Raw genomic sequence first — 15862 nt, forward strand, 5'->3', positions numbered from 1 at the left:
CAGAACAATCACGGGAAAATAAAATGAAGAAAAGTCTCTGCTTATTAATTGCGGCGGGTGGGGTATGGGCAAATATAAGTTTTGCAGCAACGCCAACTGAAGTTCGTGTGGCCTATAGCGGTGGTTCCCAGGTATTAATGCTGGCAAAAGCCGACGGCTCTCTGGATACCGCGTTAAACAGCAAAGTGAAATGGGTGCAATTTGCCTCTGGTGCAGATGCTTTGAATTATTTCGCCAGTAACGCGATCGATATTGCCAATTTTGGTTCCAGCCCGGCGACAGCGGGTATTGTGCGTAAATTACCGGTCGAAATTATTGGCGTTTCGGGCGTGATTGCCAGCTACGAGCGACTGATCGGCAAAGACGGCGTTGTGAAAATCAATGATATCGAGGGCAAGCGTGTCGCCTATCCACCCAATTCAACGGCACAGTACGCTCTCGAAGCCGCGATCGATGTAAACAAACTGGATCGCAGCAAAATTACGCTGCTGCCGCTGCGTCCAGCAGAAATGGTGGCGGCCTGGAAACGTGGTGACATTGATGCTGGTTATGTCTGGGCGCCGTTTGCGCAGGAGCTGGAGGCTTCGGGTGGCCATCAGGTCTTTGCGACCAAAGATCTGCAGAAAGAGGGTTACCTGATTTACAACAACTATGTGGTGCGTAAAGCCTTTGCCGAACAGTATCCGGAAGCGGTGACCGCCTTCCTGCGCGTACACCAGCAGAAAGTGGATGAGTTCAGGAAAGATCCGGAACGCGCCGCAGCCATTGTCGCGAAAGAAGTGGGTGCTCCGGTCACCACCGCCGCCAATACGCTGGGCGGGCTGGAATATCCCACGTTGGCCCAGCAAGGGACGGCTGACTGGCTGGGAAATGGCACCCAAACCACAGACAGTGGTATTGGCAAAGCGTTGACCAAAACCTCCCGCTTCCTTGCCGACATCGGTGAGATTCGCAAGCGTGATATTCCCGCCAACTGGGATACCGCGATTGATTCCCGCTACATTCGTGATGCGGCGGTGGCGGCGCAATGAGATTGAGTCAGCATATCGCCATCAGCGTGGTGTCGGTGGCGATTTTCTTTATCGTCTGGCAAGTGGCGGCAACGCAGCAGTGGGTCGATCCGCTGCTGTTACCATCGCTGACGGACATCGGTTTGACAACTGAAGAGCTTTTGGCCGATGGCTATCGCCAGGTGCCGCTCTGGGAACACATTGCGGTGAGCCTCGCGCGTGCACTTGGCGCGTTTTCCGTGGCGATTATCATCGGTATTCCGCTGGGTTTACTGATGGGGCTGTCTGACGGCCTGGCGGCGGTGCTTAATCCCTTCGTGCAGTTCCTGCGTCCTTTGCCAAAAATTGCGCTGATCCCGCTGGCCGTCGTCTGGCTGGGGATTGGCGAGGCCTCCAAGTTTTTCCTGATTTTCATCGCCACATTTTTGAGCGTGGTGGTGGGTGCATCGGCGGCCGTTGAGCGTATTGGTCGTTCGCGCATCCGCGTGGCGCAGACGCTGGGCGCATCACGCAGGCAAATCTTCCTGCGCGTGGTGTTGCCGGATGCGCTGCCGGATCTCTTTACCACCGTCAGGCTCTCCATTGGCATCGGCTGGACGTCGCTGATTGCCGCAGAGATGGTCGCTGCCAGCTCTGGTCTGGGTTGGATGGTGATCAACGCCAGCGCTTACTTGCGCACCGATATTGTCATGCTTGGTATTTTGCTGTTGGGCGGTATTGGCTATCTCCTGGATTTATTGCTGCTGGGGTTACAGCGCCTGATGGTGCCCTGGGCGGGGAAAGAATAATGAGTGCTATTAACCTGGAAAATGTGTCGCTCTCTTTTGCGGCGAAACCGCAGCCGTTTACAGTGCTGGAAGATATCAACCTGAGCCTCAACAGCGGCGAGTTTGTGGTCCTGCTTGGGCCGTCTGGCTGTGGTAAATCCACCATCCTGAACCTGGTCGCCGGGTTTAGTAAACCGGATCGGGGGCGAGTGGTGGCTGGCGGCAAAACGGTACGACAGCCTGGTCCCGATCGCGGGATGATCTTCCAGCAACCCAACCTGTTCCCGTGGCTGTCGGTGCTGGAAAACGTCACCTTTGGCCCACGTCTGGGCAAACACCACAAGGATGAAACCAACGTGCAGGCGCAGGCATGGCTTGAGCGAGTGGGGCTGAAAGGCTTTGAACATCACGCCCCCTGGCAGCTTTCAGGCGGCATGAAGCAGCGCGTGGCGCTGGCACGAGCCTGGCTTCCCGGCCCGGAAGTGCTGCTGCTGGATGAGCCGTTCGGCGCACTGGATGCACAAACCCGGCTGATGATGCAGGAACTGCTGCGTGAGGCCTGGCTTTCCACCGGCACCACGTTGCTCTTCGTCACTCACGATGTCGAAGAGGCGCTGTTTCTCGCCGATCGCATTCTGATCATGTCAGCAAAACCCGGAAAAATCGTCGATGAGATCGTTCTGCCCTTTGGCCGCGATCGGGATATCGAAACGCTTGCCGAACACCCCGCCTACAGCGAGATCAAACATCACGTTCTGCATCGGGTGCGCCAGGAGGCGAAACGGCACTTATCTTAAACGTAGTTCCCGGTGTCGGGAATGAATCAACCGTCATGACTGAGGTGGAAGCAATGAGCAACAGCGAATTACGAGACCGTCTTGAAACCAGTATTCAACAGCACCGGGATGAATATGTGGCCATCGCCAAAGATATTCACGCCCACCCGGAAACGGGCAACAACGAGTATTACGCCAGCGGCCTGCTGACTCAACTGCTGGAGAGGCACGGCTTTGTTGTCACCCTCAATGTCGCCGGCCATGAAACGGCTTTTTATGCGGTAAAGGAGAGCGGCAAACCCGGTCCAACTATCGCGTACCTCGCGGAATACGATGCGCTTATTGATATTGGCCATGCCTGTGGCCACAACATCATTGGGGTCACCAGTATCGCCGCAGCGGTTGCCCTTAGCGAAACGCTGGACACGACAGGGGGTAAGGTAGTGGTACTCGGTACGCCTGCGGAAGAGGGCGGACTGCGGGGTAAAGGCGGCCCGAATGGTAATGTGAAGGCCCGGTTCGTGGAGCACGGTTTCCTGAAGGGCGTCGATGCGGCGCTGATGATCCACCCGGCGGGTAAAACGCGACTGTCTGGCCCGTCGCTGGCAAACAATCATCTGTACTTCCATTTTTATGGCAAACCGTCCCACGCGGGCAGCTCGCCGCATAAAGGCGTGAATGCTCTGGATGCGCTTGTGCTGCTCTACAACGGGATCAGCGTTCTGCGCCAGCAACTGCCGGACGGCATCCGCGTTCACGGCATTATTACCAACGGCGGTCAGGCGCCGAATGTGATCCCGGAGTATGCCTCGGCGCACTATTACATCCGCGCCCATACCCGTGAAGAGGTGGTAGCGCTGGAACCGCGCATCCGCGCGATTGCGGAAGGTGTTGCGCTGGCAACCGGCACCACGGTGAAAATTGAGCACCAGGTCGGGCCGCGAGATTTCAATATCAACCACACGCTGAACGGCGTGCTGCTGGACGAATTCACCGCCGCAGGAGAAAACGTCGAGCTGAAGGAAAAAGAGGGGCTGGGCTCCACCGACGCAGGCGATATCAGCCACGCGGTGCCGACCGCACATCCGTACATCAAGATTGGCCCCGATGAGTTGATTGGACACACCGTGGCGTTTCGCGAAGCCGCGAACTCAGTGCAGGGATATGACGCGCTGATCGCGGGGGCACAAGTGCTGGCGCGAACCGGGCTGCGTCTGTTAACCGATGCCGCACTGCTGCAGGAAGCGAAAGACGAATTTGCCGGGCAAACCGCCGCCACGCAAGCCGCATGACCTTAGCCGGAGTATCATAACAATGAAAATGCTGTTTTCTGCCGCCGCACTCCTGCTGGCGGCGGTTTTACCCCTGGGAAGCGCGCAGGCTGAGAACGTCGATCGTAACGCTTCGCTGAATATTGCCTACGGAAACCGGCCGGGCACGCTGGATCCTTATCTGACGACCAACAACGCCACCTCAGACGTGGACAGGCATATTTTCGAAACGCTGTTCACCATCAACGCTAAATTTGAGCCCGTACCGGAGCTGGTACAACGCTATACCCTGAGCGACGATCGCAAGACCTACACCTTTGTATTGCGCGATGGGATCCATTTTCATGACGGACAACCGCTGACTGCCGATGACGTGGTGGCTTCAATGAACCGCTGGCTGGCGGTGTCCACGCAGGGGAAAGCCAACCTCCCCGGCGTGCAGTTCAGTAAGGTGGATGATAAAACAGTCACCTTTACGCTGCCTGCTCCGTCGCTCATTACACTCAACGTGCTGGCGGACGTGAAGAACATTGCCGCAATTATGCCGAAACGCATTGTCGACGAGGCCAACAGCAGCAAAAAGCCGATCGCTGAACTGATAGGCACCGGCCCTTACAAGCTGGCGGAATTCAAGCCTGGTGATTATTTGCATCTGACCCGCTATGACCAGTACCAGTCACGCGCCGAACCGGCGAGCGGCCTGTCGGGCGAAAAGAAAGCGGACGTGAAGGACATCTGGTTCCGCTATATAACCGATGAATCCACGCGCCTGGCCGGGGCGATGACCGGTGAATACGATCTGGTATTCCAGTTGCCGAAGGACAATATCGACACGCTTAGCAGCGCGCCGGATCTGTCGCTGTTTCAGCCGCAAAGCGGCGGCTCGCTCATTACCTACCTGTTCAATAAAAACCAGGGGCCGTTCGCCAACGTGAAGCTGCGGCAGGCATTTAACCTGGCGCTCGACGTTCATCAGACGCTGCTGGCGGGTTACAGCGATCCGCGTTTCTTCAACGAAGATCCCTCACTGGGCTTCCCGGATCAGGTGGACTGGTACAGCGAAGCCGGCAAACCCTTCTGGAATCAACATAAGCTGGACGAGGCTCGTGCACTGGTGAAGGCCTCGGGCTACAAGGGTGAAGAGGTGGTGATCATTGCCACTAAAGAGTATGCCGAACTGTATAACCTGGCGATTGTGGCCCAACAGGTGCTGAAACAGATTGGCGTGAAATCGCGGCTGGACGTGTACGACTGGCCGACGGTGCTGCAACGCCGCCAGGATCCGAAAAACTTCGATCTCTGCGCGCTGGAATTCTCAATGCGTCAGGTGCTGCATCAGTATCCTTTCCTGGATTCCCGGGCGAAATTCCCCGGCCTGAGCAACAGCCCGGAAATTGACAACGTGCTGGATCAGATTAAACAAGCGTCGTCGCTGAAAGCGGCCAAACCGTTGGTGGATAAACTGAACACGCTGAGCTGGCAATATCTGCCGGTTATCGTGCTGGGCCGTACTACGCCGGATGCGGTGGCGATCAAAAGCAATGTGAAAGGCTACCAGGATCTGATAGGTCCCGTGCTGTGGAACGTTAGCGTGACGAAACCCTGATGGAGAAAGGCGATGAAAAGATACCTTTTTCACCGCCTGCTGGCACTGCTACCGGTGCTGCTGGTGGTGTCGGTGGTGGTGTTCTGTCTGATTCACCTGGCGCCGGGCGATCCGGCGCTGGTGATCCTGGGGAACGATGCCAGTCCTCAGGATATTGCCGCGCTGCGCCAGCAGATGGGGCTGGACAGGCCGTTGTTTGTGCAGTTCTTTAGCTGGTTTGGCGAGATACTGACTGGCGATCTGGGGCATTCACTGTTTTTGAATACCAGCGTCATGTCGCTGTTTTTACAGCATCTGACGCCGACGCTGGCGCTGGCGTTATACGCCCAGCTCATCGCGCTCATTCTTGGGCTAGCGGGCGGCGTGGTAAGCGCCTGGCAACATGGCGGCATCGCGGATCGCATCATTCGTATGTTGGCGACGTTTGGCATGTCGGTGCCGGGGTTTTTGCTTGGCCTGTTTCTGATCTTTTTCTTTGCCGTTCAGCTGCGCTGGTTTCCGGTGGTGGGCTATCGCTCCACCAACGATTCTTTCTGGCTAAACGTCTGGTATTTAACCTTGCCTGCATTCGCGTTGGGACTGCGCATTGCCGCGCTGATAGCCCGTATGACCCGGGCTGTGATGCTGGATGTCATGCAGGAGCCTTTTATCAACACCGCACGGGCAAAGGGGGTTCCGGAGCGGCTGGTGCTGCTGCGGCATACTTTGAAAAACAGCCTGATCCCGATTCTGACCATTTGCGGCGAATCGTTCGCCTCGCTGGTGACCGGCACTCTCGTTATCGAGAGTGTGTTCGGTATTCCGGGCGTGGGTTCGCTGATTGTGGATTCGATCGAACGGCGTGACGTGACGGTGATCCAGGGCGTGGTGCTACTGATCACGGTTTGTTACGTGTTGATCAACCTGGCGGTGGATCTGCTGAGCTATCTGGCCGATCCGCGACTGTCTATAGACGGAGGGGAAAAATGAACCTGTCGAGAAACCCGACGCTGTTGATCTGGCCCGCCGTACTGGTGTCGATCGTACTGTTGTCGTTTTTTGCCAGCCTGGTGAGTCCTTACGATCCCTACAGCATCGATCCGTTAAGCCGCCTGAAACCCCCTTCCGTTGAGCACTGGTTTGGTACCGATAACTTCGGGCGAGACCTTTTTGTTCGCGTGGCGCTTGCGGTGCGGGTGTCGTTCTCGGTTGGTGCTGCGGTGGCGCTGATTGTAGGCGTCACGGGGATCGTCATCGGTTTACTGTGTGCCTGGTATCGTCCGGTCGACAGAGTGTTAATGCGTGTCTGCGATGGTCTGTTCGCGTTTCCGTCTCTGTTGCTTGCCATCGCCATTGTGGGGGTATTGGGGCCGAATATCGCCAACGTGGTGCTGGCGTTGTCGCTGGTTTACGTACCGTCGATAGCCCGGGTGATCCGCGGTGCGGCCATGGTCATTAAAGAGAAGAATTTTATCGAAGCCCTGCGCGCGCAGGGGGCGAACGCTTCGCGCATTATCTGGCTGCACCTGCTGCCTAACGTCATCTCGCCGTTTATCGTGCAGGTGAGCTGGGTATTTTCGGTGGCCATTCTTACCGAAGCGGCGTTGAGTTTTCTCGGCTCCGGCGTGCCTGCGCCAATGCCCAGCCTGGGCAACCTGTTACTGGAAGGTAAGGCCGTTATCTTTAACGCGTGGTGGATGACCTTTTTTCCAGGGGTTGCCATTGTACTGCTGATCCTGGGGCTGAATATCATAGGCGACGACCTGAGAGATAATGCCGATCCCAGCCTGAAGCCTCTGCCGCGTCGCGTGTTACGGCGGCTAAAACAAGGAGGTCGCCATGGCTGATATCTTGCTTGACGTGAAGGAGCTTGAGGTTCATTTCGCTACCCGGCAGGGCGTTGTCTCTCCGGTGCGTGGCGTCTCCTTTCGGGTTAACACACATGAGACTCTCGGTATTATTGGTGAATCCGGCTGCGGTAAGAGCGTGACCGCGCAGGCACTGATGGGGCTACTGTCTCCCCGTACCTGTCGGGTTCACGGCGAGGTAACGCTGGCAGGAAAAGCATTGCATTCGCTGTCGGCGAAAGCGCGCCGTCAGCGAAACGGGCATGAAATGGCGATGATTTTTCAGGACCCGCTCGCCAGCCTGAACCCGGTGATGACCATTGGCTTGCAGATTGATGAGAACCTGCGGCTACATACCTCGTTGAATCGAGCGCAGCGTCAGCAGAAAATTATCAGCCTGTTGACGCAGGTTGGTATTGTCGATCCTGCCCGCAGCGCGGGTGCCTGGCCGCATGAACTCTCTGGCGGTATGCGTCAGCGCGTGATGATTGCAATGGCCATTGCGACGTCACCGTCGTTGCTGATTGCCGATGAGCCCACCACGGCGCTGGACGCCACCATTCAGGCACAAATCCTCGATTTGCTGGAGGAAATTAACCAGAAGTCGGGGATGGGCATTGTCATTATCACGCACGATCTGAGCGTGGTCGCACGGCTTTGTCAGCGGGTGGTGGTGCTCTATGCCGGACAGGTTGTGGAAGAGGCGGATGTACACACGCTGTTTGAGCGTCCACGTCATCCGTATACCCGTGCGCTGCTGGCGGCGCGTCCGTCGGCGGATCACACACCGAAAACGCCGCTGGCGGAAATTCGTGGTCAGGTGCCCGCGTTGCATGACTTGCCTTTAGGCTGCACTTACGCCGATCGCTGCCCGCTGGCGCAGCCGCGCTGTCGGGCACAGGCACCTGAACTGCGGGCGGTAGGGCACAAGGCACAACAGGTTCGCTGCTGGCGGGCCGACGAAGCGGGAGTGTTGAGATGACGACACCGTTGTTAAGCGTTAAAAACCTGTCGAAAACCTTTAGCCGTCGTGGGCAGTCGGTACAGGCGGTTGATAACATCAGTTTTACCCTGAATGCGGGCGAAACCTGGGCGCTGGTGGGGGAATCCGGCAGTGGAAAAAGCACGACCGGCCGCCTGGTGCTGGGGTTGACGTCCGCAAGCGCGGGCGAGATAGCGTTTGAGGGGCGACCGCTTGCGGGGCGTAACGCCGTTGGATGGCGGAGCGTGCGCCGCGACATGCAGATGATTTTTCAGGACCCGCTTTCATCGCTCGATCCAAAACGCACCATTGGCTATAGCCTGGAAGAGCCGCTGATTATCCATGGTGCCGGTAATCGCAAGACGCAGGTTGCTGAGATGCTGGAGCAGGTTGGCCTGCGGCCACAGGATAGCGCCCGCTATCCGCATGAGTTTTCCGGCGGTCAGCGCCAGCGTCTCGGTATTGCCCGGGCGCTGATCCTGAAGCCGAAGCTGATCGTCTGTGATGAGCCGGTTTCCGCGTTGGACGTCTCGATCCAATCGCAAATTCTCAATCTGCTGATGCAATTACAGCGTGACTATGGGCTGGCGTATCTCTTTATCTCTCATGATCTTAACGTGGTCAGGCACATTGCTGACAGCGTGGGGGTGATGTACCGGGGAGAGATCGTTGAGCAGGGAGAAACCGCAGAAGTCTTTGCTGCACCGCGTCATGACTACACGCGCTATTTGTTGAATGCCATTCTGCCTGAGTATCCCGACACGCAGGGAGAAACACGCATCGTCGCTAACGGTTAAGTCTGCAAAGGGGGCATTCCCCCCCTTTCTACTGACACTTCTCCTGTTAATCATCGTCTCTCGCTCAACTCCGTTTTCTTTTCGCCAACACATTGCATTGACAGCAAGACCTGTAACGTTACACTAAACCGTTGTAGTTCATAATTCCTAAGAAGATGGCGATGCCGGGTGTTAGTGTCTTCCGCCATTCATCGATTGCCGCAAAGGAGATGTATGGCGAATATTCGTGATGTCGCAAAGCATGCTGGCGTTTCCGTCAGTACGGTATCCAATGTGCTCAACGGTCGTACCGATCAAATGCGTGCCGAAACGCTGGCGCGCATCCAGCAGAGCATGCAGACGTTGAATTACTTTCCAAACCGGGTGGCGCAACAGCTCAAAACCGGGCAGGCCAAAATGATTGGCCTGCTGGTGCCGTCGATTGTGAATCCCAGCTTTGCCGCCCTGGCCCGTGAAGTTGACCTGGCGGCCAAAAAGCGTCAGTTCCGGGTGCTGATTGGTAATACCTACCGGCAGATTGAAGAAGAAGAGGCCTTTCTGGACGACATGTTTTCTCACGGCGTCCGCGGGATTATCGTTGCCGCCTGCGATATTGAAAAAGCGCACTTTGCGCGAGCGGTAGAGCAGGGCATGGTGATGGTGAACTATGATGGCCGCATGCCTGCGCGCGCTCAGTCAGACCATTTTGCGCTGGACAGCGTATCCATGGACAACATTGATGCCGGGCGAATGGCGGCAGAACACCTGATCGCGCAGGGATGCCGTCGTCTCGCATTTGCCACGGTGGAAGGGATGACGCCGAGCCGCGCGCACAAAATCGAAGGCTTTCTTCGTGCGGTGCAAGACCATGGACTTTATCGGGAAGGGATGATCATTGAAGGCCAGGCCGTGGCCGCCTATGGCGACACGGAAATGACGGAACTTGGGCGGGCGCTGGCGTTAAAAATCAGCCAACAGCCGGCGTTCCCGGATGGCATCGTGGCAATCAACGACGCCCTGGGTATTGGTCTGATGGCTGGTCTGCATCAGGCGGGGATCCATGTGCCACAACAAATTTCTATTGTGGGTATCGACAATATCCCGCTCTCCGGACTGGTTTTCCCTGGCCTGACCTCCATCATGCCGCCACTTCGGGAGATGGCAGAGGTGATGGTTGAACGGTTGATTGACAGGACCGAAAACCCGGCCATTCCGCCAGAGGAGTTTCTGTTCCCTCCGTCGTTGGTCTCCCGGCAATCGGTACGGTAACGGCGTGGCAGGAGAAGAACATTACGTTCTTCTCGTTTTGTCATACCAGCGTTGGGGCTACGGTCAGCAGGATATTGGCGAAGCGGCGGGTTTCTCCGGACGCGATAACCAGGATAGTGTCGGACGATTTGGCCAGCGAATAAAACGCGTTGCGTTCAACGTGCTCAAACTCGATGGTCTCAGAAAGCATGCCGCGGTATTCGCGCTCGACCGTATTATCAAAATCCGCCGGGCTTGCCATTAACGTGGCTTTTTCCACATTAATATAGCCGAGGATTTTCTCCAGAATGACGACGCTGCCGATCATTCCCGGAGTGAAATTAAGCCAGATAATCCGTGCCTGCGCAGAGGTATTGGTTAAAAAAGAATAATTGGCATCGGTGATTAAAATATTCGCCTTGTGTCCGCACTGTGCCAGTGCCTGTAATAAATCAGGATGAATAATATCTGACTTGATCATATGTCATACCTTTTTAAAACTGGCGGGCTTGATTGCCCGCCACATTTTTATGCCCGGTAAATACCGCCGTTAATGTCAATGGTTGCGCCGGAAACGAAACCGTCATATTCAGAGGCGAGGAAACAGATGACCCTTGCCACATCTTCCGGCGTACCCGCTCTTCCCAAAGGAATTGCCTGGATGGTCTGGTCGGCAGAGGCCTGCGTGGTGTGTTGATTATGAAAACGCGTACCCAGAATCAGCCCTGGGGCAACGGCATTGACGCGGATGCCGTGTTCACCGAGTTCTGCGGCGAGCGAGCGTGTCCAGGTCAGCACCGCGCCTTTGGTGGTGGAATACACCAGAGAACCCGCGTGGCCGCCGGAACGTCCGGCCAGAGAGGCCAGGTTGACGATACTGGCGCCTTCTGGCGCGGCTTTCAGCCACGGTAATGCCTGCTGAGTGACATTCAGCATCGTCGTCATATTGACATCGATAACGGTGCGCCAGAAATGTGGCTCAATCTCGCCCAGCCATTTGCGGGCAATAATGCCGCCGACGTTATTGACCAGAATATCGATACCGCCGAGAAATTCCGCCGCCTGCGCCACACAGCGGGCCGCATCTTCTTCATCGGTTAAATCGGCGAAACCACAGGCCGCCCGACAACCCTGTTGTTCGGCGAGGGCGATTAATTCCCGTGGGCCTTCTTCGCCACTGAAATAATGAATATAGATATCGCATCCCGCTTCAATCAGTTTTCTCGCACTCTCTTTACCAATGCCTTGTTCTGCACCCGTAATAAATGCTTTTTTACCCGTTAATAATCCCATTTCATACTCCCGTTATTCATATTTAAAACGGCATCAGGCAATGACGTAACATCGTTTTGCCGTTTTTTACGCGTGGATATCCCTGCCACCTGAATGTGGCAAATACAGAACTTAATTATCAGTAGCCGGCCAGTCCAGGCAGCCAGGTGGTTAACGGTGGCGCCATGGCGACAATAATGATGCCGACAAAAATCACCGCCAGATATTTCGCCATAGGTCTGATGACGTGTTTCATTTCCACTCCGCAAATCGCGCAGGTGGTGTACAAACCCAGGCCGATCGGGGGTGAAAACAGACCAAAGCCCATCGCCATGATCATCACAATGCCAAAGTGCAGCGGGTTAAAGCCAAGCTGAATTGCAATCGGCACCAGAATAGGGGCGAAGATGATCAGCGCAGGCGCACCTTCGAGAACCGCACCAAAGATGATCAGAATGACAATGGTTAACATCAGGAACAGCCAGGCACCTTGCTCCATACCAATTCCCACCAGCAGTTCAGCGATCTGCTGCGGGATCATCTGAATGGTCAGGGCATAAGAGAGGCTGGTTGCACAGGCCACGATGAACAGCAGAACGCCGGACATTGCGGCAATATCAACGAACATTTTAACCGTGGCTTTCAGCGTCAGTTCACCAAACGCCAGGCGACCCACCACAATGGCGTAGATAACCGCGAAGGCGGAAATTTCTGTGGAGGTGGCGATCCCCATCATGACGCCACGACCAATCATGAAGATCATGACCAGGCCAACAGCGGCACCCAGGTAAAGCTGAGTTCTCGGGCGTAATACCGGGTAGGCTTCGCTGACGTTAATTTTTCCGCCGAAACGGTTGGCGGCAACCATTAACAACACCAGCAGGCAGGCCGCAGGCACCAGGCCGGCGATGAACAACGCCCCGATGGAAATATTCGCGACAAAGCCCATCACAATCAGGTTCACGCAGGGAGGAATGGTCTCCGCCATCACTGCGGAGGCGGCAAATACCCCGGCGGCTTCTTCGCTATCCTGCTTCGCACGGCGTACCGCTGGCATTAACACCCCGCCGACGGCCGCTACATCCGCCAGTTTGGAACCGGAGATGCCGGAGAAAAAGGCCATCGATAGCACGGTTGTCATGTTCAGACCGCCGCGAAACCGTCCCATACCGCGCACAATCAGTTCGACCAGTCGCGTGGACATGCCGTTGATTTCCATTGCCGCACCGGCGAGCAAGAAGAACGGAATCGCCAACAGAACAAAGTGGTCAACGCCCGCCGCCACCTGCTGAGAGAAAAAGACAAAAGGCAGGGAAGGGTCGCAGATGAAAAAGACCATTGCGGACATGCCGAGCGTGAAGGCGATCGGCACACCGGCCAGAATGCCGAGCACGAAGCAAATCAGCATCAGGCCCGCCGCTGCGCTGGCAGGATCGGCCATCAGCGACAGTTTCAGATAACCCAGCGCCGCCAGCACCAGGATCCCAACACCGCTGAGCAACACCACTTTGGCGCGTTCATGCAGGGCATGTTCCAGCGCGGCCACCATCATAACGACGGAGCCAATTAACACCGGGATCACGTAGATGGTCTGCGGCAGGCCCGTCTCGGTGGTTTGCAATCGCGCGGCCTGTACCAGGTCATAACTGGAAATCACCAGCCCGACGGAGACCAAAAACAGGATCCAGCGACTGGCATGGATAACGTAAGGGCGAACGCTTTCAGGCAGGAAGCGTAAGAACAGATCGACACCAATGTGTCCGCCTCTGCCCGTTGAGGTGGCAACGCCAAAAAAGACCAGCGCAATCATCAGCGCACGCGCCACTTCTTCCGCCCAGTGGATCGGTGAATGCAGGGCGTAACGCCAGATCACCGAAGCGAATACCACCAGCACGTTGATAAACAGCACCAGCGCCCCGGCCCACGACGTTAAGGTTGTCAAAAATCGACTCAGCCGCCCCAACAGCGTCAACAAAGTATTTTCATCCTTTGTTTTCATCGAGATATCTGCCATGGTGAACTCCTTTCATGGTTTGTTTGGGCAACATCGCCGACCCGCGAAATTCCGCAGGCCGACGATGCACGGCTTATGGCTTATGGCTTGTCGCTCGGCGCCGCAGCGCTGATCTCGTCCACCATAGGTTTCAGATCCGGGTATTTATCAAGGAAGGTTTTCCAGACAGGCTGTACGGCCTGCGCGAAGAACGCGCGATCGGTTTCCCGGAAAGTGACGCCTTTGGCCTCCAGGTTTTTAATCGCTTCCAGCTCTTTCTGGCTGGCCTGTTGGCGTTCGTATTCCGTGGCTTCTTTCGCAGCGGCCAGCACGTCGGCACGTAATGATTCCGGGATCTGCTCGAAGCTCTTCTTGTTCATGGCGATCATCAGTGGATTATAGCTATGGCGGGTCAGCGTGCCATTCTTGATGATTTCATAATATTTGCTGGCGTAGATGGTGGGCGCATCATGCTCGACGCCATCGATCACGCCCATTTGCAGGCTGGAATAGACTTCCCCGCCCGGCATTGGAATCGCTACTGCTCCCATGTGATTCAGCGTGGCGATAAAGTTAGGTACCGGCAGAACGCGGATTTTCAGATTCTTTAAATCCTCTGGTTTTTCAATCGCCTTCTTGGTGTACACGTTACGTGCGCCGAGGTTATAGCCATAACCCAACACCATCACGTTCGCTTTATCCATCATCAACTTAGAAAGCTGCTCACCGGGTTTGCCGTCCAGCGCTTTCCCGACCTGGTCATAGTCTTTAAACAGATAACCCAGATCCAGAACACCGACTTCAGGGACCAGCGTGGCCCAGATTGAGGTGCCTGAAATCATCATGTTAATGGCACCGATACGGACCTGCTGTGTGGCATCGGCTTCTTTTCCCAGCATGGCGTTGGCGAAATAATTAAGCTTAATCTGTCCTTTTAACTTCTCGTTTTTATTCAGGTTTTCCTGGAATCGATTGAACCAAATATAGTGCGCAGAGGAGTCATCTCCTGGCAGAGACGAGTAAACACGAAAATTGATTGCTGCCTGTGCTGAAGCGCTCAGCACGCTACCTGCAATCAGGGCGCTACTGAGGCAAGCGAGTGCCAGAAAACGTCTGGCTGAACGAAACGGTGTTGTTTTCATCATGATTATCCTTTCTCACAGTGTAGAGGTCGCGATAACGCCATCTGGCAAGGCTGACACGGCCAGCTGGTTTAACGAAAAAGTCGCTGAATCTGTTTTCTGTAACGTTTTAGTGTAACGTTACAGACGCTATCCGACTCACTGTGCAAATGCAATATGCTTCCTTTCATCAACGCCAGTGATATGTGAATTTTGTGGCGGGCATCGCTAATTTGCGGGTGGGTGTTACAAAACCGAAACGGGGTGTTCGCTGTTTAGTCACTGTTTAGCGGCGCAAGGCTCAGAAAACGGTCCTTCGCAGACAGCCGAAGGCGCTGTCAGCCCTCTGTGTAAACAGATTCGCGTCTGTCAGGCGATAACTTTTACGCATAGCGGCTAAGAAAATGGCATTTTTTACATATGCATCAAGCTGATAGTGTCATTTGAAATAGCAGAGAAAGAGCGGTGCGGTAATGAAACATACCATTGGGATTCTGGGCGGCATGGGGCCTGCTGCAACGGCGGATATGCTGGAAAAATTTGTTGAACTTCGCAGCGCCAGCTGCGATCAGCAGCATATTCCGCTAATCGTTAGCTCAATTCCTGACATTCCCGATCGTACAGCCTGCCTGCTTTCTGGCGGTCCCTCTCCCTGGCACTATCTTGAGCGTTATCTGCACATGCTGGAAGATGCGGGGGCTGAATGTATCGTCATACCATGCAACACTGCGCACTACTGGTTTGATGATTTACGGGCAGTGGCAAAGGCGGAAATGATCAGCATTCTGGATGCCACGCTGAGTGATATTCCTTCCGGCGTGACCCGTGTCGGCCTGCTGGCCACGAATGCCACGCTGGCGACGGGGTTGTACCAGAAAAAAATGATTGCGCAGGGACTCTCTCTGGTTCAGCCGGAAGAGACCGGTCAGGAGCAGGTGATGCAGGCCATTTACGCATTGAAAAGCGGCGATAAATCCGCAGCGCAAAGGTTGCTGTTTCCCCAAATTGAGCGACTGATTTCCCACGGTGCGCAGATAATTATTATGGGCTGCACCGAGATCCCGTTAATTGTGGTCGGGCATGAGAACAAATTTGGGCGCCGGTTTATTGATTCAACTGCGTCTCTGGTCAACGCCGCCATTCGTTGGTATGAGTCATGGCCGGATACGCAGGTGGATGAGCCTGTGCAACAGGTTGCCTGCGTGTGAATGGCG

15 protein-coding genes are annotated in these 15862 nt (G+C 55.5%); 11 read left to right on the forward strand and 4 right to left on the reverse strand.

Going from position 1 to position 15862, the window contains the following annotated elements:
* The first annotated feature begins 23 nt into the window (after positions 1-23).
* From GBC03_08980 to GBC03_09025, 10 genes are all read left to right on the forward strand, one after another.
* Positions 24-1031, forward strand: coding sequence for a taurine ABC transporter substrate-binding protein (locus tag GBC03_08980; protein QFS70332.1), 1008 nt, complete (start codon positions 24-26; stop codon positions 1029-1031).
* Positions 1028-1798: an ABC transporter permease subunit gene (locus tag GBC03_08985; GenBank protein QFS70333.1), complete on the forward strand. Its 771-nt coding sequence runs from the start codon at positions 1028-1030 to the stop codon at positions 1796-1798. Before GBC03_08980 ends, GBC03_08985 begins: the two co-directional genes overlap by 4 nt.
* Positions 1798-2574 (forward strand): ATP-binding cassette domain-containing protein, encoded by a 777-nt coding sequence (locus tag GBC03_08990; protein ID QFS70334.1) that lies wholly within the window; start codon positions 1798-1800, stop codon positions 2572-2574. Before GBC03_08985 ends, GBC03_08990 begins: the two co-directional genes overlap by 1 nt.
* A gap of 53 nt (positions 2575-2627) precedes the next feature.
* Complete coding sequence (locus GBC03_08995; protein QFS70335.1) at positions 2628-3845, forward strand: amidohydrolase; 1218 nt, start codon at positions 2628-2630, stop codon at positions 3843-3845.
* Positions 3846-3867: 22 nt separating this feature from the next.
* Complete coding sequence (locus GBC03_09000; protein QFS70336.1) at positions 3868-5430, forward strand: ABC transporter substrate-binding protein; 1563 nt, start codon at positions 3868-3870, stop codon at positions 5428-5430.
* A 12-nt stretch (positions 5431-5442) separates the two neighbouring features.
* Positions 5443-6399, forward strand: a complete 957-nt coding sequence (locus tag GBC03_09005) for an ABC transporter permease subunit (protein QFS70337.1) — start codon at positions 5443-5445, stop codon at positions 6397-6399.
* Positions 6396-7256, forward strand: a complete 861-nt coding sequence (locus GBC03_09010; protein ID QFS70338.1) for an ABC transporter permease subunit — start codon at positions 6396-6398, stop codon at positions 7254-7256. Before GBC03_09005 ends, GBC03_09010 begins: the two co-directional genes overlap by 4 nt.
* Positions 7249-8238, forward strand: coding sequence for an ATP-binding cassette domain-containing protein (locus tag GBC03_09015; GenBank protein ID QFS70339.1), 990 nt, complete (start codon positions 7249-7251; stop codon positions 8236-8238). The genes GBC03_09010 and GBC03_09015 overlap by 8 nt, the downstream gene beginning before the upstream one ends.
* The gene (locus tag GBC03_09020) at positions 8235-9035 is read left to right on the forward strand and encodes an ATP-binding cassette domain-containing protein (protein ID QFS70340.1); all 801 of its coding nucleotides are present in this window, start codon (positions 8235-8237) and stop codon (positions 9033-9035) included. The genes GBC03_09015 and GBC03_09020 overlap by 4 nt, the downstream gene beginning before the upstream one ends.
* 213 nt (positions 9036-9248) lie before the next feature.
* A complete protein-coding gene (locus GBC03_09025; GenBank protein QFS70341.1) occupies positions 9249-10283 on the forward strand; it encodes a substrate-binding domain-containing protein in 1035 nt (344 codons plus the stop codon).
* Positions 10284-10323: 40 nt separating this feature from the next.
* Here the strand turns inward: GBC03_09025 and GBC03_09030 are convergent, their stop codons facing one another.
* From GBC03_09030 to GBC03_09045, 4 genes are all read right to left on the reverse strand, one after another.
* A complete protein-coding gene (locus GBC03_09030) occupies positions 10324-10743 on the reverse strand; it encodes an RbsD/FucU transporter (protein QFS70342.1) in 420 nt (139 codons plus the stop codon).
* A 47-nt stretch (positions 10744-10790) separates the two neighbouring features.
* Positions 10791-11555, reverse strand: a complete 765-nt coding sequence (locus GBC03_09035) for an SDR family oxidoreductase (protein ID QFS70343.1) — start codon at positions 11553-11555, stop codon at positions 10791-10793.
* A gap of 118 nt (positions 11556-11673) precedes the next feature.
* Positions 11674-13548, reverse strand: a complete 1875-nt coding sequence (locus GBC03_09040; GenBank protein QFS70344.1) for a TRAP transporter large permease subunit — start codon at positions 13546-13548, stop codon at positions 11674-11676.
* Positions 13549-13628: 80 nt separating this feature from the next.
* Complete coding sequence (locus GBC03_09045) at positions 13629-14672, reverse strand: DctP family TRAP transporter solute-binding subunit (protein QFS70345.1); 1044 nt, start codon at positions 14670-14672, stop codon at positions 13629-13631.
* Between the two features lie 449 nt (positions 14673-15121).
* On the opposite strand from GBC03_09045, the gene GBC03_09050 reads away from it, so the two are divergent.
* Positions 15122-15856 (forward strand): amino acid racemase, encoded by a 735-nt coding sequence (locus tag GBC03_09050; GenBank protein ID QFS70346.1) that lies wholly within the window; start codon positions 15122-15124, stop codon positions 15854-15856.
* The last annotated feature ends 6 nt before the right edge of the window (positions 15857-15862 follow it).

It is taken from the genome of Citrobacter telavivensis, from assembly GCA_009363175.1.
In the GTDB taxonomy this organism is placed as follows: domain Bacteria; phylum Pseudomonadota; class Gammaproteobacteria; order Enterobacterales; family Enterobacteriaceae; genus Citrobacter_A; species Citrobacter_A telavivensis.

Coding starts and splice junctions, on each gene's coding strand:
- GBC03_09035 (QFS70343.1), bottom strand. CDS start 11,555: ATGGGATTATTAACGGGTAAAAAAGCATTTATTACGGGTGCAGAACAA.
- GBC03_09015 (QFS70339.1), top strand. CDS start 7,249: ATGGCTGATATCTTGCTTGACGTGAAGGAGCTTGAGGTTCATTTCGCT.
- GBC03_09000 (QFS70336.1), top strand. CDS start 3,868: ATGAAAATGCTGTTTTCTGCCGCCGCACTCCTGCTGGCGGCGGTTTTA.
- GBC03_09010 (QFS70338.1), top strand. CDS start 6,396: ATGAACCTGTCGAGAAACCCGACGCTGTTGATCTGGCCCGCCGTACTG.
- GBC03_09050 (QFS70346.1), top strand. CDS start 15,122: ATGAAACATACCATTGGGATTCTGGGCGGCATGGGGCCTGCTGCAACG.
- GBC03_09040 (QFS70344.1), bottom strand. CDS start 13,548: ATGGCAGATATCTCGATGAAAACAAAGGATGAAAATACTTTGTTGACG.
- GBC03_09045 (QFS70345.1), bottom strand. CDS start 14,672: ATGATGAAAACAACACCGTTTCGTTCAGCCAGACGTTTTCTGGCACTC.
- GBC03_08990 (QFS70334.1), top strand. CDS start 1,798: ATGAGTGCTATTAACCTGGAAAATGTGTCGCTCTCTTTTGCGGCGAAA.
- GBC03_09020 (QFS70340.1), top strand. CDS start 8,235: ATGACGACACCGTTGTTAAGCGTTAAAAACCTGTCGAAAACCTTTAGC.
- GBC03_08995 (QFS70335.1), top strand. CDS start 2,628: ATGAGCAACAGCGAATTACGAGACCGTCTTGAAACCAGTATTCAACAG.
- GBC03_09025 (QFS70341.1), top strand. CDS start 9,249: ATGGCGAATATTCGTGATGTCGCAAAGCATGCTGGCGTTTCCGTCAGT.
- GBC03_08985 (QFS70333.1), top strand. CDS start 1,028: ATGAGATTGAGTCAGCATATCGCCATCAGCGTGGTGTCGGTGGCGATT.
- GBC03_08980 (QFS70332.1), top strand. CDS start 24: ATGAAGAAAAGTCTCTGCTTATTAATTGCGGCGGGTGGGGTATGGGCA.
- GBC03_09030 (QFS70342.1), bottom strand. CDS start 10,743: ATGATCAAGTCAGATATTATTCATCCTGATTTATTACAGGCACTGGCA.
- GBC03_09005 (QFS70337.1), top strand. CDS start 5,443: ATGAAAAGATACCTTTTTCACCGCCTGCTGGCACTGCTACCGGTGCTG.